Genomic DNA, 20,983 nt, shown 5'->3' on the forward strand with positions numbered 1-20,983 from the left:
CGCTGTGAACTCTCTTGCTGATACCCAGGTCAGCGCTCAATGAAAACAATGCATACTGGCTGCCCGTATCGGTCTGCACGCTATTTCCGGTGGGTAACGCCTTCATGTCGTTACACCCGGATAATGTGCAGATTGCAGATCAGGCGCGCTGCTTTCCGCCGCCGCCCTGTTTGCGCATCGAAAGACCGATACGCTTTCTGGGCACATCCACCTCGACAACGCGCACTTTCACAACTTGCCCGGCCTTGACGACCTCATGCGGGTCCTTGACGAAGCGGTCCGCCAGCTGGCTGACATGAACCAGCCCGTCCTGATGAACGCCCACATCCACAAAGGCCCCAAAGGCCGCCACGTTTGTCACGGTGCCCTCAAGAACCATTCCGGGCTTCAGATCGGTTATCTCTTCGATGCCATCCGCGAAACTGGCCGTGACAAAACTGGGCCGGGGATCCCGTCCGGGTTTCTCAAGCTCGGCAAAGATATCCAGAACCGTGGGCAGGCCGAAATCTTCGGTTACGAATTGTTGTGCCCGCAACCCTTTCAAGGACTCTTCATGGCCCATGATGTGCCTGATATCCCGCCCGCATTCCGACACGACGCGGCGGGCGACTTCATAGGCTTCGGGGTGCACCGACGACGCATCAAGCGGTTCAGCGCCGTCCCTTATGCGAAGAAACCCGGCGCACTGTTCAAAGGCCCGCGGACCCAAGCCTGCGACGGACAACAGGTCTTTGCGCGATTGGAACGGTCCGTTCAGATCGCGATGGGCGACGATGGCTTCGGCTTGCGCGGGGCCCAGTCCCGACACACACGCAAGCAAAGGTGCAGAGGCTGTGTTCAGGTCAACCCCGACCGCGTTCACGACATCCTCAATCGCAGAATCCAGGGATTGCGACAGGCGGTGCTGGTCAACGTCATGCTGGTATTGCCCCACGCCGATGGATTTCGGTTCGATTTTGACCAGTTCTGCCAAAGGATCTTGCAATCGCCGGGCGATGGACACCGCCCCGCGCAGCGAGACATCCAGATCGGGGAACTCTCGTGCTGCCAGTTCCGACGCGGAATAGACCGAGGCCCCGGCTTCGGACACAACCACCTTAGTTGGTGCTTTTACCGTCTTGGGGAGCAGATTCAGTGTGTCTGCAACCAACCGTTCAGTTTCTCGGCTCGCGGTTCCGTTCCCGATGGCGATCAGCTCGATCTGGTGGGCCGAGATCAGATTGAGGATGGTCGCCTGCGCCCCGCGCAGATCGTTTTTTGGTTGAAATGGATAGAATGTATCAGTGGCGACGACCTTACCCGTTGCGTCAACCACTGCCGCCTTCACGCCAGTGCGGATGCCGGGATCAAGACCCAAAGTAGCCCTGGCACCTGCAGGCGCGGCAAACAGCAAATCCTTGAGGTTGCGCGAAAAGACCTGAATTGCCTCGTCCTGCGCCCGGCTGCGTAGATCGGCCATCAATTCGACCATCATGGACAGCGAAAGCTTGACCCGCCACGTCCACCCGGCAACTTTGCGCAACCAGGCATCACCCGGTCCATTGCCGCGTGTCTGCAAATGTGCGGCAACAATGGTCTCGGCCCGTGCAGCCCCAAATTCCGGTTCCGGCGCGATATCAAGCGAAACAATGCCCTCTTTTGAAGCCCGCAGCATTGCCAGCGCCCTGTGCGATGGAACATCCGCCCAACGCTCGGAATGGTCAAAGTAATCGCTGAACTTGGCGCCTTCCTTTTCCTTCCCGTCGATAACCCTGGCACTGAGCTGCGCTTCGCGCTGCATGAACATACGCAATTCACCCAGCAGTGTCGCATTTTCCGTCAATCGTTCGGTCAGAATGTCGCGCGCGCCGTTCAGCGCGTCTCGAGGGGTGGCAACGGCTTCGCTCAGGTATGCCTTGGCCAGTGTGTCCGGGTCCGCATCGCGATCGGCCAGAATGGCTTCGACCAGGGGTTCCAGCCCGTTTTCCCGCGCGATCATCGCCTTGGTACGCCGTTTGGGTTTGTAAGGCAGATAGATGTCTTCCAGCTGTGCCTTGGTTTCGGCCCGAGCTATAGATTTGCTCAGATCTTCGGTCAGCTTCCCTTGATCTTTGATAGAATTCAGGATGGTTTTGCGCCGTGCTTCGAGTTCACGCAGATAGGTCAAACGCTCGGACAGAAGACGCAATTGGGTATCGTCCAACCCACCGGTTGCTTCCTTCCGATAGCGGGCGACAAAGGGAACCGTCGCACCGTCATCCAATAGATTGATCGCAGCACCGACCTGATCGGGACGCGCTTTGATCTCGGTGGCTATGGTGCGGGCGATACGGTCCAAAGGGGCCTCCTGAAACGGCAGTGGAGTGGCTTCTTAACCAGCCGCTTCAGCAAGGGAAAGTCCCTTGTACCGGTCCGTCGAAAGGTATCAGCAGGTAGCCACTGTTTTTGCGGCTAATTGGCATTTCTTGGACACTACCAGCGTGTGACGGCCTCAACTCCAAGGCATCAACCCGCAGTACCCGGTACGCGCGCTTACTGTATGCGCCATTTGCGCTAGCGTCGTCAGGTCAAAAACAGGCAGTCTCAGTTCTTCCTGAATGCGTTTTGCATAAGGGGGAAGATCCGTGCATTCTAATACCACGGAGCGTATTTCAGGCGTATCGCGCTTCAGCCTATGCGCAGCATCCAACACTTCGGCCTCGATCAAATCTGTGTCCATGCGGGTGCACGTGTTGCGCAGGATGACCTCGGCAAACTCGCTGGTGTGCTGCAAGCCCTGCACGGCAACAGGAACGCCCCCCGCCCCAACGCCTTCGAAATGGCGTTGTGTCAGTGCCGATGAATCCGCTGTAATCACCCCGACCGGCGCGCTGGCCCCGGACATGTGAAAGGCCAACGGCACCTGTATCAGGCTCGAAGCGAAGACAGGCACCGATACGGCCTCGGCCAACTCTTTTTGGAACAGGGCGAGAAACCCGCAACTTCCGGTAATGGCGCGCACGCCTTCAGCCTCAAGCCGTTGCGCGCCTTTTATGAAGGGGTTCAGCAAATCAGGCGTCGGATTGTTCAGCAGCGTTGGCACCGTAACGCCATCTATCATTTCGTACAGCACCGGGAACGGCAGGCTGGAAGGGTTCTTGATATGCCCAGGTGGTTTGGGGAAATAGCTTTCCAGACACAAAACCCCGATTGTGGCTCCGCAGATATTCTGTCCACCCTGGTAGATCGGCATGATGGGGTAATCCTTCTTCGAAACGGTGGCTGGCGCGAGTTAAAAGCGTGACAAGGCGAATGAATCCAACGGGATGTTGAGGCGTTGCCCTGACACCAAGTCGGCCACCAACTCACCGGTTTTTGGGGCCATCATCAAACCGTAATGGGAATGACCAAAAGCGGTGAACAGGCCCTTGTGCCCCTCTACCGGACCGATCGCAGGCAAACTGTCAGGAAAAGACGGGCGTCGGCCCATCCAGAACTGCGTATCCGAGGTGTTCAGATCCGGCATCATTGCGCTGGCCTGAGCGGTCAGAAGCGACTGTTTGCGTGGATCTGGCGGCGCGTCGACGCCGCCGAATTCGGCCGTACCGGCCACACGCAAACCGTCCTGCATCGAACTGGCAACCACCTTGGCGTCCACGTCCATCACCGAGTTTTCCAGGCTGGCAGAGGGGGTCGGAAATTGGACATGGTATCCACGCTCGGCCACCAGTGGCACGGGCAAACCCAAGGGTTTCAGCAACTCGGCAGACCAAACCCCGGCGGCCAGCACGACAGTATCGGCGTGGATCGTGCCGGCCGGCGAGGTCAAATGCCATTGTCCGTCTTCCGTGCGCTTTATTCCTTTGACTTCTGTCCGCACGAACTCGGCGCCTTGTTGACGGACCTTGTCGGCCAAAACCGCACCGACCCGGCCGGGAGACGTAACCCGCGCCTGTCCCTTGATCAGGATCGCAGCGTTGAAATCTCTGGAAAGCGCGGGTTCGATCCGGCGCAATTCTGGTCCGTCGATCCGCTCAAGATGTCCGCCTTTTTCCTGCCGGATCAGATATCCCAGATCTTTCAGGTCAGCCTGATCCGGGTTGCGAAACGCGTGGATATAGTTGGAATCAACAATAAGGTCTTCGTGCCCGGTATTTTGCAGATGTCTTCGGTACAGATCTATCGATGGACGGCACAGCACCTCCATTGCGTCCGAAATGTTGCGTACGGATTTCACGCTTGAACTCTTCAGGAATCTCAGGCCCCAGGGTATCATCCTGGGCCAGAACGAGAGCCTGACGGTCAAAGCGCTTTTCGGGTCCAACAGCATCCGAGGGATCGTTTTCCAGATGCCGGGCGTGGCCTGCGGGATCACCGACCACGGTGAGACGACACCGGCATTGCCGAACGATGTCTCCTGCCCCGGTTCTCCACGGTCGATCAGCCGCACGGCAATACCGCGCTCCTGCAAGGAGAGCGCACAACATAGGCCGACGATCCCCGCGCCGATGATGGTCACTTGTTCAGGCATGTCAGACCGTTGCTTGAGTTCGGCTACGGGCGATCAACTGTGTGACAATGACAGGAGACGCCACCGCCAATGCGATCAAGTCAGCCGTCAGAGTGGGCGCCACGAAGATAATCCCGGCAACGACCATCAGGATGCGCGACACGAGACCGAGTGGCTGCAACCAATACCCCACGACCGCTGCCGAAAGCGCGATGACACCGGCAATACAGCTGGCTGCGGTATAGGTGAATTCCCAAAGATCAAACCCGGTGGAAGACACGAACAGCAAAACCGGCGCATAGACGAACGCCATTGGCGCGATTACTTTACCCAGACCAAGCGTAAAGGCGGACAGCCCGGTGCGGAACGGGTTGGAATTCGCAATCGCTGCCGCCGCATAGGCCGACGTACAGACCGGAGGTGTGATCTCGGACACCACGCCGTAATACAGTACGAACAGATGGCTTGCGATGGGCGGAACGCCAAGCTGGGCCAACGCAGGCTGCGCGACCGAAACGAGCATGATGTACAGCGCCGTGGTTGGAATGCCGGCGCCCATCAGAATGCAGACGATGGCAATGAAAACCAGCGAGATAAACAGTTGCAAGTCTTCCATCGCAAACAGTTGGAAACTGCCGAATGAGATCATGTTATAGAGATCTGCCGCCAGGTTCCCCGCACCTTGTGTCACCATGAATCCGATGCGGAAACCGATACCGGTGGTGTTGATCACCCCTACAACGATACCCACCGCAGCCGCCGCAGCGCCCACAGCCAGAGAGTATTTCACACCCAGTTCAACCGCCTGCAGCATCTCGGGCACTTCGATACGTTTCTGAGGGTTAAGCGTGGCGATCACCGACAGCCCACACAGGATTGCCGTCATGGTCAGGTCAAAGCCTCCATCCGAGAACTTCCACAGGACGAACCCAAGGAAGGCTGCTGCATAGATCAGTGTCGGAGGTTGCTTGATCCGCGACATGCCTGCGATGACAGCAAGCGAAATGCCACAGAAGGCCGACATAAATGGCGTGTAGCCGGTGAAAAGGACCACCAGCAGGCCGATCAACGGCACGATGTTGGCCCAGCCTTCAGTCCAGACAGCCTTGAGCTGCGGCAACTGTTCTTTCGCCAGGCCCTGAAGGTTCAGCTTGCGCGCCATCAGATGCACTACGGCGAAAACACCCACGTAATGCAGAAGTGCCGGAAATATCGCAGCGATCACGATGGTGGTATAAGGCACCTCGAGAAACTCAGCCATGATGAAGGCCGCAGCCCCCATGATGGGTGGTGTGATCTGGCCGCCAGCCGAGGACGCGGCCTCGACGCCGCCCGCAAAATGGCCGGGGTATCCAAGGCGCTTCATGTTGGGAATGGTCAACGCGCCGGTCGAAACGGTGTTGGCCACCGAAGAGCCCGAGATCGTGCCGAAGAAGGCCGAGGATACCACCGACACCTTGGCCGGACCGCCCGTATAGCGACCCGCCAAAATTGTAGCGTTGTCGATGAATAATTGCCCCAGCCCAGTTCGCTGGGCGATCACGCCGAACAGGACAAAATGGAACACGATGGTCGATACGACCCAAAGCGTTACACCATAGATACCTTCCTGCGGAAAATACATCGATGATACGAAGGTTTTGAAGTTCACACCCGGGTGCTGCAACAGCCCGGGAAAATAGGGGCCCAGCAATGCGTAAGAGATGAATACGCAGATGATCAGAGGCAGGACCCAGCCCAACGTGCGGCGTGCAATGTCCAGTACCAGCAGGATGATCACGACCCCCAGAATCACATCATAGTTGTTCGGGTTGCCCATGCGGAAGGTCTGCTCCTCGATCCCAAGAAACGGAATGCCGCGCCAAGCGAAGCCCACGTATAGTGCGGCGATGATGCCAAGCATCATGAATACCAGATCATAGAGAGGGATATTGCCGACGCGGAATCGGCTGATTTTGAGCGCATAGAGGCTTTTCACCCCGATAATCGGGATTGTGGCGTAGACCAGAATGAACAGCAGGGCCAGATAGATGCCCATATGCCAATGGTCGGCAGGCAAACCGAACCCAGCCGTGAAGAATTCGTAGAACGCAAAAATCAGGGCGACCACGCGCAGCACCTTGCCTGCGGTGGGCGTGACCTGCCGGACAGCGGCACCCTCGTCGAACTGTTCTTCGATTGCCGCAAGTTCCTCGGCCGTCAGTTCGTGGTCATCAAGTTTCTGGGTCTCGGACATGATGGCCCCCCGATTTCGCATAATTCCAGAGTGCGGTGCCCCGACCGGGGCACCGACGACAGGTTTCAGTCAGGTGTGGCTATTGAAGAAGACCGGCTTCTTTATAGAATTTCTCAGCACCCGGATGCAGCGGAACACCCAGTGCCTCGACGCCATCGAGGGCAGTATCAGGCGTGATCTGCTTGCCCTTTGCGTGGCCGTTGTCCAGCAGCTTGCGGGTATTATCGTTCCACATGGCTTTGGTCAGCTGATAAACCAGATCTTCGGACAGGTCCGATGACACAACCAGCATAGCGCTGACCGCTGGGGTTTTGGTTTCAGTGTCAATACCCTCATAGACGCCACCCGGAATGGCCGAGGGGATATAGGCAGGGATAATCTCGTTAATCTTTGCCAAATCTTCATCGGTGAAAGAATGCAGGTTCATGCCCTTGGTCGAAGACAGCTGCACCATTGCGGCAACCGGCCAGCCCGCCGCGTAGAAATAGGCGTCCAGTTGGCCATCGGCCAGACGTTCGGCACTCTGACTGTTGTTCAACTCGGCCTCATCCATGTTGTCACGGTTGACGCCCCAGGCTTCCAGCATTTGCAACACAGCGACCTGCGTTCCCGAACCAGCTTGCGCGATACCGACGCGCTTGCCTTTGAGATCACTCAGATCGTTGATGATCTGACCCGCGGGAAGAACCAGGTGCAGGTCTTCGGGGAACAGGTTTGCGACGATGCGCAGTTTCGGGTGGGGTTTGCCTTCAAACTTTCCCTCACCCAGATACATCGAACGGGTTACGTCAGCCGCGGCCAGGCCGGCCTCAAGCTCGCCGTTTTGCACGGCGGCATTGTTGAAGACTGATGCGGTTGTTGACTGTGCGATCGCGATCAACCCGGGCACGCCGCATTGGCCGCCCTCTTCACAGGGGCGTGAGCCCGGAGGGGCCGAAATCCCGTTGGCGATGGTCCCGCCGATCGGGAAATAAGTGCCGCCTGCACCACCGGTGCCGATGCGGAAAAAAGTTGGGTCCTGTGCAAACGCTGGTGCAGCCAGTGCGCCAGCCAAAGCCAAACCCGTCAGGCATTTCAAAAATCTCATCGTAAGCTCCCAGTTTTGGATCATTGGATTCGGTTTGTCCGAACTCTGATCCAATCAGCCTATGGAGTTTTATCATAAATACAAATTTGTTATATTTAACAAAACGAAAGTTTATCTTATGTATTGAGCATGAACCTTGCTCAATTGACAGTTTTTCGTGAGGTGATGGAAACCGGGTCCATCTCTCAGACCGCAAAGAAGCTGAACCGGACACAACCCGCGATCAGCCTGGCAATCAAGAACCTGGAAAGAAGCCTTGGACTGACCTTGTTCGAACGAAAAGGTCGGCGTTTGATCCCGGTGCCCGAGGCGCACTACCTGTTGGCGGAAACCACTGGGATACTGGACAGATTATCAACGGTTTCCAGCACGATGCACGGGCTTCTTAAAGGAAGCTCAGGCAATCTGAATATTGCTGCCATGCCGGGACCGTCCATTTTTGCCTTTCCGAATTTCATCAGCCGCTCGGTTGGCGGGAACCCGGACATCCGGGTTACGCTGTCGACCCGCAGTTCGCCCCAAATAATGGAACTTGCTGGTACCCAGAACATCGATTTCGGGTTTGCCGATTTCGAGCACCCGGTCGGAAAGAAACCACAATTCACGGCAGAAATCATAAGTGGAGATTGCTTTTGCGCAATGGATCGAGACAATCCGCTGGCTCAAAAAAAGACCCTGACGATTTCAGACCTCGATAGCGTGCCAATGGGTGGGCTGTACGACACACACCCTTTTCAAAAGAAAGTGCAGCGTGCTTTTCAGATGGTTTCTGCGTCTTACAAACCAAGCGTGACATGCCAGTATTTTCTGCCACTCATACCCTTTGTCGGATCGGGACAATGCTGCACTATAGTCGATCCTTTGACCGTTGCGACAGAACGAAATCTAAACATCTCAAATGGCCGTGTCGTTTTCCTGCCTTTCAAGGACCCGCTCAGATATGAATATGCGATCCTTACGCCGGATCATCGCCCCCCTTCACAGTTGGCGCTGAAAATAAAGGCGGGCTGGAAGGCGGAAGTTGTGTCTATGCTGGTTCAAACCAAGGCCAATCCGCGGACAGAAGATATCTGAAAGAAACGTGGCTGACCTGCAACTCAACCGACAACTGGAAAAACTCACGCGTCGCGTACCATGGAGGCTTCCAGAGTTGATTTGAGCAGTTGTGGATCGATTGGCTTGTATAGAAGGGGCAACTTTGCTTGCTTGCATTGCTCGACAAGCTCAGGTGATCGATTGGCTGTAATAATACAGCCAGGCAGATGCCCAAATTCATCTGTCAGGGCGCGCATGGCGTCCGTCCCTGTTTTCCCGTTGTTCAATTGATAATCTGCGACGACAAAGTCTGGAAGGATGCCTATCTCGCGCAGAAGACTGATTGCTTCGTTTTCGCTTTCGCATTCAAGAACTTCGACGCCCCAGGATTCGATGGTCATAGTTAAAGCGTTGCGCAGATTTTCATCGTTTTCGATCAACAAAGCGATGGCGTTGCCGGGCACATTGAAACTTGGTTTTTGTATCGCTGAAGAGCCGAGGGAAATCTCTGGCTTCGCTTTCGTCAAAGGTATCTCGACCGAAAAGCCCGTCCCTTTTCCGACTTCGGAATGAAGATGGATGGGGTGCTGTAGCAACCCACAGGCCCGCTCAACAATCGCAAGACCCAACCCCATGCCTTCGGCAGCGCTGGCATCCGAATGCAGGCGCTGAAATTCCTGAAACACAATATCTCTTTGATCTGATGCTATGCCGATGCCCGTGTCCCAGACCTCCAGGGCAATTGCGTTTTTGCGATGCCTGACACCGACAAGAACTTTTCCGGTCTCGGTGTACCGGATCGCGTTTGACAACAGGTTCTGCAATATCCGCCGAAGATAACTGGCATCGCTTGTGACCAAAGCCTTCGTGTCGACAAAACGCAATTTCAGACCTTTGGCTTGGGCGACGGGCCGAAAAGCGTCCTCCATTTGTGAAAAAAGCTCGCCCACCGACACCGTAGACAGATGCGCCGTGGCTCGACCGGAATCCAGCTTAGATATATCCAGCAAGGCTTCCAGAATGTGTTCGACACTGTTCAGTGCACTTTCGGCTTTTGCTGCAACGCTCCGAGCGGAGTCTTTGTCCAGGCCGCTGCCCAGTGACGCAACATAGAGTTTTGCCGCAGACAGAGGTTGCAGCAGGTCGTGGCTGGCGGCTGCCACAAAGCGCGATTTTGATGCATTCGCCCGCTCGGCCTCATTCAGCGCATCCGCAAGTTCCATTGTGCGCGACGCCACACGCTGTTCCAGCATTTCCTTGGCTTCGTACAAAGCCTCAGCAGACTTTCGTTCTGCAGTCACATCAGTAAAGGAGATCACAAATCCCCGGTCAGGCATTTCCTGGGCAAAAACAGACAGTATTTTTGATCGCCCCCGATGCATCTGGAATTGAAGAGGGCGGCGAGAAGTCTGCCGGCTGACCCAATCCAGCAGATCCGCCTCGGTAATCCCTTTCTCAAAGCTGATGTTGTCGCTGAGGCGATTGGACAGGGTTTCAAACCGTGTGCCCATCTGAAACTGCGTGATCGGTATGGCCAAAAGCTCGCTTGCGCGGGTGTTCCATCCGATCATGCGGTGCTTGTTGTCAAATATGCAGACGCCCTGATCGATATGCTCAAGCGTTGCGCGGATCAGCCTTGCCTTGTCGTCAAGAATGCGAACCCTTTCCTGCCGCTCGATCCGCATGATGTCTGTTACGTCGGTTTGCAGGATCACAGTACCACCGTCTGGCGTGCGGTGTTCGGACACTTGAGACCATCGATTGCCGGCAAGACGAACATTGAACACCACGTGGTCATCTGCGTGGCGATCCAAGCGGCTTTTGGCCCAGTCCTGGGAGGTCATTGTCTCTGGCAGGGACAGGAACCCGGATTGGCTGACCAATTCTACATACTCGGTAAACCGCAAGCCGGGGCTCAGCTGTTCCTGAATGTCAGGCATATGCAGCCCAAACCGGCTGTTGCACAGCACCAGTTCTTCGTTGCGATTGAACAGAGCAAACCCTTCCTGCACCGTTTCGATCGCGTTCGCCAAATCCGCCCGCGCCGCTTCGGTTTCCTTGTTGGCCTGCGCCAACCTGGCGTTGGAGTCATTCAGAAGCTCAAGCGCGCGTTCAAGCTCATCCGTTCGGGCGCGAACTTCTTGCTCCAGAACCGCTGCGCGCTGAAACTGTGCATAAGCCGCGCCCGAGGCGTCGGTGGATTCCTCGACACGCCGCATGAGGGCCTCGACGATTTTCCTCAGCTTTTCGTTCTGACGATCAAGCGTATCCGAGGGATCTGTGAGATGCTCGATCATGCCTTACTCTTTCTTGGGCGGGTAAATTGCGACGCCGGTCAGGGTCTGGTTCACATGGATCGAATTGTATTGTTCTCCGTAGGTCGAGAAACCGACCACGTGATTGCGGGACAGGATGTTCGAGATCTCGTGCGTCTTCTGCTTTTCCTGAGCCTCCAGCCGACGAAGAATGCAGTCACAGCCCAGAATGGTGTCGGGTTGCTGTTTGTCGGTCAGTAGCCCGATTTCTTCCTGCAGGTGTTCGACCATGTCTCGGGGTTCTGCCAGAGTCAGAACCAGCCCCTCGTCAATAGCCGAGAAAAAGACGAGATCCCCGTTACCCGCCACCTGCTGAATTGCGCGAACATGGTGTTTTCCACCGATCTGCACAACGACAGGATGGGCCGCAAAGGTAAATGTCGTCAATTGTTCCGGGTCTTTGCCGAGAATACGGGCATATTCGCGCGCAGCGGGTTCGGCATTGATTTCCTGAACGATGCGTTTGGCCGGGTCCGCCTTGGTCACCACCATGCGGCGGGCGGTGGGGACGAGGTGATCGGTTTTGAACACCTTTATCGGACACCGCGTGCGAACCTGGGTCAGTATGGCGGCATTACTCCGTGCCTGCCCTTGATGCAGAACATAGGTGCGCCCGAATTGGGTTCCATCCCCCGCCGATCCACCGAACAATGGTACCGGCCCAAGCCCTACCGCCAATTCCGACGTCAGCTCATCTTCTTTTGTCGACAACCCGTCGATCATCAGGAAGGTGAATTCATGATCCCACTCCGGCGCGTTTTCCATCATCGCGTTTCTGTTGTGGATCATCTCTTTGATGATGCTGTCGGCGTCGAACTTGTTCAGGTCCGGAACAAGAACCGTGCATATTTCGAAATGGGATCGTGGCAGGCCGATCGCGACGATCTGATCTTCACAGTAACCACTATCCGCCAACTCTCCTGCGGTGGTGCAACCAACTACCGGGGTTGGAGCAAAGGCGTGCGCGGCTTCCACAATCACGGCGGATGCATCTGCGTTTGGGCTTACAAAAAGTATGACAAGCGCAAGCGGATCATCCCCCAGCTGGCGTTCAAGCGTCTCGATTGACTGCCTGGTGTCGTGTTGTGCAAAAGCCGTTTTAACGATGCCTGGCGCACGGGCTTGGGCTGTCGCCCACCCGACTGCTTGGTCCATCGTGCCTCCTCCCTAAAAGCGCGACGATGACATAAGAGTATGACGCTTAGCCTTGGTCTTGCAAGACACTGGCAAAGGACGCCTTCTTAGCGATCAGAACCGCCTGTGTGCGGCTTTGTACACCCAGTTTTCGCATTATTGCGGTCACATGTGCCTTGACCGTGGTTTCAGCAATCGACAGGTCATAAGCGATTTGCTTGTTCAGTTTGCCTTCGCAGATCAGTTGCAGGATGCGCGCCTGTTGATTTGTCAGCGTTGCTAGGCGATTTACCGCGTCGCTGTGTTCGTCCTCTTCCGTCCCGTCAATCAAAACGCAGCCTTCAGGCACAAAGACATCGCCGGAATGTACTGTCTCGAATGCAGTGCGGAACACGTCGCGCTGACTGTGCTTGGGGACATAGCCTGATGCACCGGCCTGTATCACCTGACTGACGACGCGGCTGTCGGTCAGCGATGACACGACAATTACCGGAGCATTTGCTGCCGCCTTCAAGCGGATAAGGCCATCCAGCCCGTCCACATCCGGCAGGTTGAGATCCAGCATAACGGCGTCAGGTTTCAGCCCACTTGCCAGCAGATCCATCGCGCCCTCCAGCCGGTCTGCCGTGTGGATTTCTCCAATCTGTGCCACACTTTGCAAAGTCATCGACAAGGCGTCGCAAAACAAAGGATGGTCATCAACGATCAGCACTTTTTCGAAATCGTTTCTTGCGGCGGATTCAGCAAGCATTGGGTATAGCCTTTTGCATTCAAATGGTCTCCAGCCTAACCAATCCTAGCAACGAAAGAAATCCACGCATACTGGCGGAAGGTCGTATAAAAACGCGCGCCCGGATCAGGGGCGCGCGTCAGAGCTTTGTATCGTCCTGGGTCAGTTAGCCGAAGCCAGTTCCTTCGGCAGGCGGAAGGTCCACAAGGTGCCACCCTGGTTCAGGTAGTTGACCTTTTTGGCCACCTCACCACCCCAGAGCGGAACCGCGCCGCCCCAGCCGGAAATGATCGAGACATACTGTTCGCCGTCCTGTTCCCACGTAACGGGTTGGCCGACGATGCCCGAGCCGGTCTGGAACGACCACAGTTTTTCACCGGTTTCGTCATCCAGCGCGATGAACTCACCTTCGGGCGTGCCGAAGAACACCAGCCCGCCAGCCGTCGTCATCACACCTGACCACAGCGGCGCATCGTTCTTGTATTCCCATTTCCATTCCCCGGTATCCGGATCAATCGCCTTGAGCGAGCCGATGTGATCTTCGTAGTTTGGCTTGATTGTAAAGCCTGCGCCCAGATAGGCGGCACCCTTTTTGTAGGAGATCGGCTCATTCCAGATATCCATGCCCCATTCGTTCGATGGCACATAGAAGTTACCGGTACGCTGCGAGAAGGCCATCGGCATCCAGTTTTTGCCGCCAAGGAAAGAAGGCGACGCAAAGATCACTTCACCCTTCTTGCCATCAGCCGCTGACGCCGGATCGCCGGGGCGGTTGTCTTCGACAAAGATCGGGCGGCCGGTCTCATCAATGCCGGACGACCATGTGATATCCTTGACAAAAGGATTGGCTGAAACAAAGGCGCCATCTTCGCGGTTCAGAACATAGAAATACCCGTTGCGATCAGCGGTGGCGAAACGCTTGTTTCCTTCACGGTCGGTATAGGCCACGACCTCATTTACACCGTCATAGTCCCAACCTTCGCGTGGCGTCGTTTGGAAGTGCCACTTGATGTCGCCGGTTTTCGGATCGATTCCAATGCGGCTGGCCGCATAAAGGTTGTCTCCGGTATTTCCTTCCGTCGGCGTACCCGCGTTACGCAGCCACGAGTTCCACGGTGCCGGGTTTCCGGCCCCGAAAACAAGCGTATCCGTGTCCGCGTCATAGGAACCGCCCAGCCAGGTCGCGCCACCGCCGGTTTTCCACATGTCGCCGGGCCATGTTGCGTTTAGCTCGCCTGTCATGGTGCTTTCTTCACCGTTCAGCGTACCCATATGGCCTTCGATGACCGGGCGTTCCCACACCAGATCGCCGGTGTCCACGTCACGGGCCTGCACGGTGCCAACGATGCCGAATTCACCACCGGAATTTCCGGTAATCACCAGCCCGTCGACGATCATCGGAGCAGCTGTGTAAGAGTACCCCGCCTTGTAGTCAGCGATTTTGTCGCGCCACACAACGTCACCGGTGTCTTTGTTCAGGGCCACAATCCGGGCATCAAGCGTCCCGAATATCACCTTGTCACCGTAAATAGCGGCACCGCGATTCACCACGTCGCAGCACGGGAGAATGCCTTCGGGCAAACGCGCATCGTATTGCCAAACCTCTTTGCCGGTCTCGAGATCAATCGCATACAGGCGCGAATACGAACCGGTGATATACATCATGCCGTCATAGATCAGCGGCTGGGTTTCCTGCCCACGCTGCTTTTCACCACCAAGGCTGAATGCCCAGGCAGGCAACAGGTTCTTGACGTTGTCCTTGTTCAGCATGTCCAGCGGGCTATAGCGCTGCAAGTGGCGCCCCATGCCGTTTGTTACGACCTGGGTCGTAATAGTCTGGTCGTTGGCCAGATCGTCCTCAGTAACTTCTGCATGGGCCACGCCCGCTGCAATCACGCTTGCGACCGTCACCATTATAAACCGGTTCATCGGTGTCCTCCCTAGACTTGTGTCTTCCCTCCACGCCGAATCCCCGACAGGTCGGAGCTGTGGGCGTGAGTATTATTCGCAAGGGGGTCTTTCGGCGAAATTGCACAATGGTCGTAGGGAGGGAGTCACGGATTTCAACTAGTGTGGTGCGTGTTTTTGGTGCTCGGAGGAAACGATGCAGAAAGTTCTTGCAGGGCTTATCGTATTGGGGTGGTCCGCCTGTCTGCCGGCCAGCGCTGACCCACTAAGCGGAAAAAAGCAGGTATTTCTGATCGGCAATGGGGCGGGCAAAACCCTTGTCGGGAACATCAGCTTTAGCCCGGAAGGTACCTTTTCTGCTTACAAAATCGACCTTACCATTGGACCGTTCACCGAACACTTCCTGTCCATGCGTCCGTTTCGATGCCTGGAAGGATCGGACAAACACTGGTGCCATGTCCCTTATCCCTACGCTCTGCAACGTAAGGTTTCTGTAGGTGATCTGACCGATCTGGAATACGACCTTTTGTTCATCCACAAAGGTGCAACCGAATACGGCATCAATATGTGGAACGGCGTTTACTATCAGCTCCGGATCGATGGTGATCGACTGGTCGGAGAGTTGCACGAAATGGATATGGGTCTGCTGGCGGTCCCGCCGGCTGAGGGTGAACTGAGGCCGGTCACAGACAAGGACATTCACCAAGCCGAACCGGACAGCCACTGGCTGCCGAGGCTTGTCATCGAATAGCTCTACCGAGCCGAGATACTGCCCAGATACGCCAAAATAAAGTCCTGAACCGTGCGATCTTCGATCCCGACATGGCGCATTTTTGTGCCAGGCATGAACCCGTCGTTATCTTCCATCCATGCCCGCAACGCTGCGGGCGTCCAGACGATCCCGGACCCGGCCAGTGCTTCGGAATACTCATACCCTTCGACGGTTCCGGCGGCCCGACCCAAGATATTGTCCAGTGGAGGCCCATAGCTGGGGTCAGTGGAATCAGGGGCGTGGCAGCGTCTGCATTCTGAGTAAAACAGCGTTTCTCCGGCTTCGACCTTGACCTTATCAAAAGTGCTTTCGGCAAAAACAGGATATGGTGAGACTGCAAATGCGGCCAAACCGAGGGAAAGGATGATGTGTTTCATGTGATCCTCCGACATTTGTGCAAGGATACATGCCGCACATCATTGGGCGGCTTGACTCACATCAAGAAATTCGCCGCCGAGCCTTATCCTTTGGTCGTAGAAATCTGACAAAAACGAGGATTCAGAATAGAGGCGCGTATTTCCACTCATCCGCATCAGGGGTTACTTCGTTCGGGTCGTAGCCCGAGTCCTGCAAGCGTTTGGCGATTTTCAATCCGTCCCGAGCAGCCGCGTCGACATAGGCGCGCCCGAGCCTTTCGTCTTTCACAACGCCATGTCCACGCAGCAGATTGAGACCGAAGTTGAACTTGCCCACCGGGTCCCCCAGGTCAGCCGCGCGTTTGTCCCATGCCGCGGCCGCGTCAGGGTCGTAGGGACCACCCAGCCCGTTATTGTCCAACTGACCCATCCACGTCATTGCGCCGGTATAACCTGCCTCAGCACAGGTTCTGAACAGGGTACGTGCCATATCATGACGGCCGGACTTCGTCATGTAATAGCCTGACGCACAGGTTGTCATATCGGTGACGCCGTTTTCGATATTGCTCATGACTTTGCCCCACCCGGTGTCTTGCGGATTAAGCGTGCCGTATTCGTCCTCAACCGTCTGGGCTGAGACGGCTGTGGACAAAAGCAGTGCAACAGTGGCGGTGCGGAACATGATCAAACCCTCCATCTGGCCACCACAATAGCCGACCGGGTTCGGAAATTCACGCCTGCGATGGTCGTAGACGCGATAATCCTTTGAGCGCTTGATCCCGCGTGACGGGTCGTATCCCCACAGTGACCACCAAAGAAAAACTACTCCGGCAAAGATCGCCCCTTAAAACGCCTATGCATTGAATTGCCCGTAAGGGCGGCTCGACAGCATGGGTGAAGGGATAGAACGCGCAAATATCGCGCGATAAAACTGAACTTTCTGACATTTTCCAAAGTGCATTAATCGCGGATGACAGATTAACCGCGGAAGACAGACAGAACATCGGCAAGATGAGGAAGTTCATCACACCCGCGAAGTTTTCAAGCTGTTTGATACCGGATGAACGCACAAAGCTTCGCGAATGAGGATAGCGCGTAGTGCGATCAATCTGGCCTTCGTGTCGGCGCACCGATTTTCAACAGGACCCCTTGCTGCAACGGCATTCCTTTTTTGACCTCTTCACAGGCGTCTGCTGAGGAAGGCGGCCGCGATCCTGACCAGCGCCAGCCTCGGCTGCTATGTGATGTCAAAGCCAGCGATTTCGATAGATCCCTGCGTTGTAGTAAACAGCCGCGTGAGGATGGAAAACCGTGTCGCCTTACCTGCACCGTTAGGCCCCTACAGCGCGCAAACCCGCCTTGTGGGACGTGAATACTTACGTCTTCAAGCGCGTTTTCCACCAAAGGTGTAACTGACGTTTCGGACTGAAAGCCCTGTCACTTAATGGTTATTTCGAGTCGCTGTGTTTCCCCGGCACTTCCCGGCACCTTCAGATGGTAACTGCCTGGCTTAAGCGCGACAAAGCCTATTTCCATCTCGCCTGCTTCGTCGAACTCAATGGAATCAAGTCCCAGAGGACGGATCTCCAGACCTTCGACGACGATTTCGTCGATCCAGATCGCGCGGAAGAATTCGGAGCCGGTGATCGCCAACTCCTGACTACCGTCACCGTGAATCTCGAATTCGTAATACGTGCCGGACTTCAATTCCCAAGGGGCATCAGCCAGAGGCACACCGGCAGAAAGAGTAATTGGCGATAAGTCTTCTTTGTTTCTAGCTGAGAGAATGCCAGCAAGACCAAAGCCTTTGTCATCCTGGGCCAGCGCCAAATTGGGTAGCGCCACGGCCAGCACGGCAATTGAGCGGGCAAAATGATTCGTTTTCGGGTCTCCTGAAAGTGCTTAATTCGTCGGGCGGAAAGCTGCACCCCAAGGGAAGCGCCCGACCTTGATCGTTTTGATGGGTTCACGTTTGGCGACGTCTATAACGGTGACATCCCCGGACACGCCGTTTGTGGTGAACAAAAGCGACTTGTCCGCGTTGAATTCCATGTGCCAGACGCGGCGCCCGACCAGGACGTAATCTTCGACCTCGAAAGTTTCCGCGTTAACGGCAGCCACGTGGTTCGACGGACCCAGAGCAACAAAGGCGGTTTCATCCCCGTTCGATAATTCAAAGCCCACTGGCTGGACCCGATCAGGGTGGACACCATCCACCTTGAACTCGATTTTGGCCTTCTCGGCCTGTGTCGCCACATCAAAAACAGTGATTGTACCGCCGATTTCAGAGCTGACCCAAAGCTCGGTTCCATCTTTGACGAATTCAGCGTGGCGAGGGCGTGAGTCGACCAGAGTGTTGGCGAACAACTCCTGTGTTTCGGTATCAATCCAATGAGCCATATTGGTGGTTTCGGACGTGGTGATGGCGATCTTTCCATCGGGTGAAACCGCCATTCCTTCAGGTTCGATGCCCACGTCAATCTGGGCAATCACGCTCCGCGACACCGTATCGACGACAGTTGTGATCGCGTCATCTTCGTTGGCTATGTACAGATGCTGATCATTGGGATGCAAAACGAACTGTTCAGGGTCTTCGCCCGACGGCAGATCATGAAGGATTTCTCCGGTTTCGGGGTCCATTACCTGCACCGAATCGCTGTCTGACGCACAGATGTAAAGAACGGAGTAGTCCTTGGAAAACGTGATCCCTCGTGGCCGTTCACCGGTTTCAAGGGTGCGGATCACTTCAAACGTTTCGATGTCGATCACACTGAGCGTGTCGTCTTTTTCGTTGCTTACCCAGATTTCATCTGCGGCTGCCGGAGCGCAAAATGCTGTTGCAGCCAAAAGGGTGGCTACCTTCATCTTCATTCCTCCTTAAAGGCCGTGCACTGGCTTTCGGGCTCATCAATGCCAAGCGTATCCAGTTCCGTTCGTTGATGCAGGAAACCCTCGAGCGGTGCGAGGGCCACGACAGCCCGTTCTGTCACCAAAGGGATTGGTTGGCGCAACTGGCCATTCCAGGCACGAAAGTTCATCGCCCGGCCCTTGAAACCCGCCAATTCAAATCTATCCGACAGAATGTATTCCCGCAGAACAGCAGGATCGCCAGATTGTGTTCGGGTCACGGCCTCGCCCAATGACCGAAACGCAGCCCATGCCGAGTAGTCGATTGACCTCATCGGTCGTCCTGTTTGATCGGCGAACCGGCTCTGCAACTGAACCGCCCCCCATTGCTCGACCACGGGCGACCACGTCACCGGTCGCAACCCTTCCGAACCTGCAACCGGTCTTGGTTCCCACGTGTTGAACGGTATGTAACGGGCAAAGTCGTTCAGTTCATCAGCTACCAGCAAGACATCGTAATCCCCGAAATCCTGAGTAAAAACTGGAACTTCCTGGGCCGCATTACGTCTCAGGTCAGCATCAAAACGCCAGGTCTTTTCTGCACGAAGTTCCAGTCCGAACTTGGTCAACGACTGTCTGAAGGCGTCTGCAAAGGCCACGTCCGACACGTGCTCTCCGGTGATCAGAACCAGATCGTCCCAGCGTCTTTTGACCAAAAACTGTGCCAGTGCGTCCGTGCGCATCGCGTCAGACGGCATAGTGTGCAGCAGGTTGGCGCGGCAGGTGGTATCTCTTAAGTCGCGATCAGGTGCTGACGCGTTGAACAAGATGGCTTCGGCAGCCTCCGGAAGGTCAGCCACAGCCAGTTGCGCCCGCGCCGGAGCGTCCAAAATCAAGAAGTCTGTCTGGGATAGGGCCTGGCGCGCTGCGGCCAGCCAATCACCGTCTTGAGGGACCGTCATAACTGTCAGTTCGTATTTGTGACCCAGAAACTTGGCCGTCGTCAGATTGTCTGTCAGTGCCAGTTCCGCACCTGCCGCACCAAGGTCTTCGGGTATTTGATCAAGGTTGGACAAAACCGGTGGACGCTCAACCTGTTGCTGCAGGTAAACAACAGACACGGCAACCTCAGCCGCGGTCACCATTGGTAACAAAACAAGAGTTGCAAAGACGCGAAAAAACATGGCCGTGTTTGCTCCTCCTCCGGTGCTGCTCCACTAAAATGGGTCCTTGGGTGGCATGCCATTCGACCTTAGTCGCAAGCATTGGCTCATCTGCAACCAAGGTCGAATTTCATGGCGTTTGTCCCTGGGCTATGACCGGGGTAAGCATCAGAAGGAGGAGACGATGCGTCTTGTTTTTTTTAACACAGCGCTGGCTGCCCTGACCGCAGGCGGTATGGCGTTTGCGCACGGAGATGTCGCCCCGCAACCTGTGAATACAGATGCCTTACCGGATGTGGGTGAGGAATGGTTGATCGAAAACCCCTATCGCGATCAGGGTGAGGACGTTTGGCAAGCCGCCATCGAAATAGGCGATTCCGGATACAATCAAAACTGCGCGCGCTGCCATGGGTTGGGCGTGGTTTCCGGCGGTTTGGCACCTGATCTGCGCTACCTCGAGGCTGAAGAATACGGCGACGAATGGTATATGGAGCGGTTCCGCGAAGGGTATACTCAGAACGGGATCACTAAGATGCCGGCCTTCGGAGAGTTATTGGGGCAAAAGGCCGCCTGGGCCATTCGCACCTATATCGAAACGCGACCCGATGACGGCGCGCTGGACGATCATAGTGACCGCCTGAAGGAAATCCGCGACCTGCTGGCCTCTATGGCCGATGGCGGTGAAGGCGATGCCGCTGCCCTTCAGTCTGAGCTCAACGAGATTGCAAGCACCATAGAAACAGGATCGGGTGCCCCTGTGGCTGACAGCGTGGCCTTCCGTGCCGCTGTTCTGATCTCGGGCGACAGTCCTGATTTCGCGGAAGCAGCAGAACAACTGACAATTGGATTGTCTGCCGCGCAATAGGGCGGCAGACTGAGGCACATGATCGGGCGCTCACTTTTTCTCTCCCTGTTGGCTGCCACCCTTTCAA

The 20,983-nt window shown here is 55.9% G+C and carries 17 protein-coding genes and 1 pseudogene; 3 read left to right on the plus strand and 15 right to left on the minus strand.

From position 1 onward, the window contains the following. Positions 1 to 139: 139 nt before the first annotated feature. The 5 genes from AC2FFA_RS10220 to AC2FFA_RS10240 all read right to left on the minus strand — a co-directional run bounded on the left by AC2FFA_RS10220 (position 140) and on the right by AC2FFA_RS10240 (position 7,791). A complete protein-coding gene (locus AC2FFA_RS10220; protein ID WP_496851558.1) occupies positions 140 to 2,317 on the minus strand; it encodes a Tex family protein in 2,178 nt (725 codons plus the stop codon). Positions 2,318 to 2,470: 153 nt separating this feature from the next. Further along, positions 2,471 to 3,211 (minus strand): aspartate/glutamate racemase family protein, encoded by a 741-nt coding sequence (locus AC2FFA_RS10225; RefSeq protein WP_496851560.1) that lies wholly within the window; start codon positions 3,209 to 3,211, stop codon positions 2,471 to 2,473. Between the two features lie 39 nt (positions 3,212 to 3,250). Beyond that, entirely contained in the window at positions 3,251 to 4,489 is a 1,239-nt protein-coding gene (locus tag AC2FFA_RS10230; protein ID WP_496851562.1) for an NAD(P)/FAD-dependent oxidoreductase, read from the minus strand. A gap of 1 nt (position 4,490) precedes the next feature. Then, positions 4,491 to 6,704: a TRAP transporter permease gene (locus tag AC2FFA_RS10235; protein ID WP_496851564.1), complete on the minus strand. Its 2,214-nt coding sequence runs from the start codon at positions 6,702 to 6,704 to the stop codon at positions 4,491 to 4,493. 79 nt (positions 6,705 to 6,783) lie between these two features. Further along, positions 6,784 to 7,791 carry a TAXI family TRAP transporter solute-binding subunit gene (locus AC2FFA_RS10240; RefSeq protein WP_496851566.1) on the minus strand — a complete coding sequence of 336 codons (1,008 nt, stop codon included), beginning with the start codon at positions 7,789 to 7,791 and terminating at the stop codon, positions 6,784 to 6,786. A gap of 129 nt (positions 7,792 to 7,920) precedes the next feature. On the opposite strand from AC2FFA_RS10240, the gene AC2FFA_RS10245 reads away from it, so the two are divergent. Beyond that, positions 7,921 to 8,865, plus strand: coding sequence for a LysR family transcriptional regulator (locus tag AC2FFA_RS10245; protein WP_496718198.1), 945 nt, complete (start codon positions 7,921 to 7,923; stop codon positions 8,863 to 8,865). A gap of 44 nt (positions 8,866 to 8,909) precedes the next feature. On the opposite strand, the gene AC2FFA_RS10250 is transcribed toward AC2FFA_RS10245, so the two are convergent. From AC2FFA_RS10250 to AC2FFA_RS10265, 4 genes are all read right to left on the minus strand, one after another. Then, the gene (locus AC2FFA_RS10250) at positions 8,910 to 11,123 is read right to left on the minus strand and encodes a hybrid sensor histidine kinase/response regulator (RefSeq protein ID WP_496851569.1); all 2,214 of its coding nucleotides are present in this window, start codon (positions 11,121 to 11,123) and stop codon (positions 8,910 to 8,912) included. Positions 11,124 to 11,126: 3 nt separating this feature from the next. Beyond that, on the minus strand, positions 11,127 to 12,296 hold the full coding sequence (locus tag AC2FFA_RS10255; RefSeq protein ID WP_496851571.1) for an FIST N-terminal domain-containing protein: 1,170 nt from the start codon (positions 12,294 to 12,296) through the stop codon (positions 11,127 to 11,129). 46 nt (positions 12,297 to 12,342) lie between these two features. Next, on the minus strand, positions 12,343 to 13,026 hold the full coding sequence (locus tag AC2FFA_RS10260; RefSeq protein WP_496851573.1) for a response regulator: 684 nt from the start codon (positions 13,024 to 13,026) through the stop codon (positions 12,343 to 12,345). 141 nt (positions 13,027 to 13,167) lie between these two features. Further along, entirely contained in the window at positions 13,168 to 14,934 is a 1,767-nt protein-coding gene (locus AC2FFA_RS10265) for a PQQ-dependent methanol/ethanol family dehydrogenase (protein WP_496718194.1), read from the minus strand. Between the two features lie 175 nt (positions 14,935 to 15,109). Between AC2FFA_RS10265 and AC2FFA_RS10270 the strand changes: the two genes are divergently transcribed. Continuing rightward, positions 15,110 to 15,664, plus strand: coding sequence for a hypothetical protein (locus tag AC2FFA_RS10270; protein WP_496851575.1), 555 nt, complete (start codon positions 15,110 to 15,112; stop codon positions 15,662 to 15,664). Positions 15,665 to 15,666: 2 nt separating this feature from the next. On the opposite strand, the gene AC2FFA_RS10275 is transcribed toward AC2FFA_RS10270, so the two are convergent. The 6 genes and pseudogenes from AC2FFA_RS10275 to AC2FFA_RS10300 all read right to left on the minus strand — a co-directional run bounded on the left by AC2FFA_RS10275 (position 15,667) and on the right by AC2FFA_RS10300 (position 20,072). Then, positions 15,667 to 16,062, minus strand: coding sequence for a c-type cytochrome (locus tag AC2FFA_RS10275; RefSeq protein WP_496851577.1), 396 nt, complete (start codon positions 16,060 to 16,062; stop codon positions 15,667 to 15,669). A 121-nt stretch (positions 16,063 to 16,183) separates the two neighbouring features. After that, the gene (locus AC2FFA_RS10280; protein WP_496851579.1) at positions 16,184 to 16,723 is read right to left on the minus strand and encodes a sel1 repeat family protein; all 540 of its coding nucleotides are present in this window, start codon (positions 16,721 to 16,723) and stop codon (positions 16,184 to 16,186) included. 555 nt (positions 16,724 to 17,278) lie between these two features. Then, positions 17,279 to 17,368 (minus strand): annotated as a pseudogene (locus tag AC2FFA_RS10285) (ABC transporter ATP-binding protein); the annotation flags it as partial. Between the two features lie 110 nt (positions 17,369 to 17,478). Continuing rightward, on the minus strand, positions 17,479 to 17,886 hold the full coding sequence (locus tag AC2FFA_RS10290; protein WP_496851582.1) for a cupredoxin domain-containing protein: 408 nt from the start codon (positions 17,884 to 17,886) through the stop codon (positions 17,479 to 17,481). Positions 17,887 to 17,943: 57 nt separating this feature from the next. Beyond that, on the minus strand, positions 17,944 to 18,906 hold the full coding sequence (locus tag AC2FFA_RS10295) for a YVTN family beta-propeller repeat protein (protein ID WP_496851584.1): 963 nt from the start codon (positions 18,904 to 18,906) through the stop codon (positions 17,944 to 17,946). A 2-nt stretch (positions 18,907 to 18,908) separates the two neighbouring features. After that, positions 18,909 to 20,072: an ABC transporter substrate-binding protein gene (locus AC2FFA_RS10300; protein WP_496851586.1), complete on the minus strand. Its 1,164-nt coding sequence runs from the start codon at positions 20,070 to 20,072 to the stop codon at positions 18,909 to 18,911. A 163-nt stretch (positions 20,073 to 20,235) separates the two neighbouring features. Between AC2FFA_RS10300 and pedF the strand changes: the two genes are divergently transcribed. Next, a complete protein-coding gene (gene pedF / locus AC2FFA_RS10305) occupies positions 20,236 to 20,916 on the plus strand; it encodes a cytochrome c-550 PedF (protein WP_117873375.1) in 681 nt (226 codons plus the stop codon). The last annotated feature ends 67 nt before the right edge of the window (positions 20,917 to 20,983 follow it).

The sequence above is a fragment of the Ruegeria sp. YTSB088 genome, assembly GCF_059609825.1.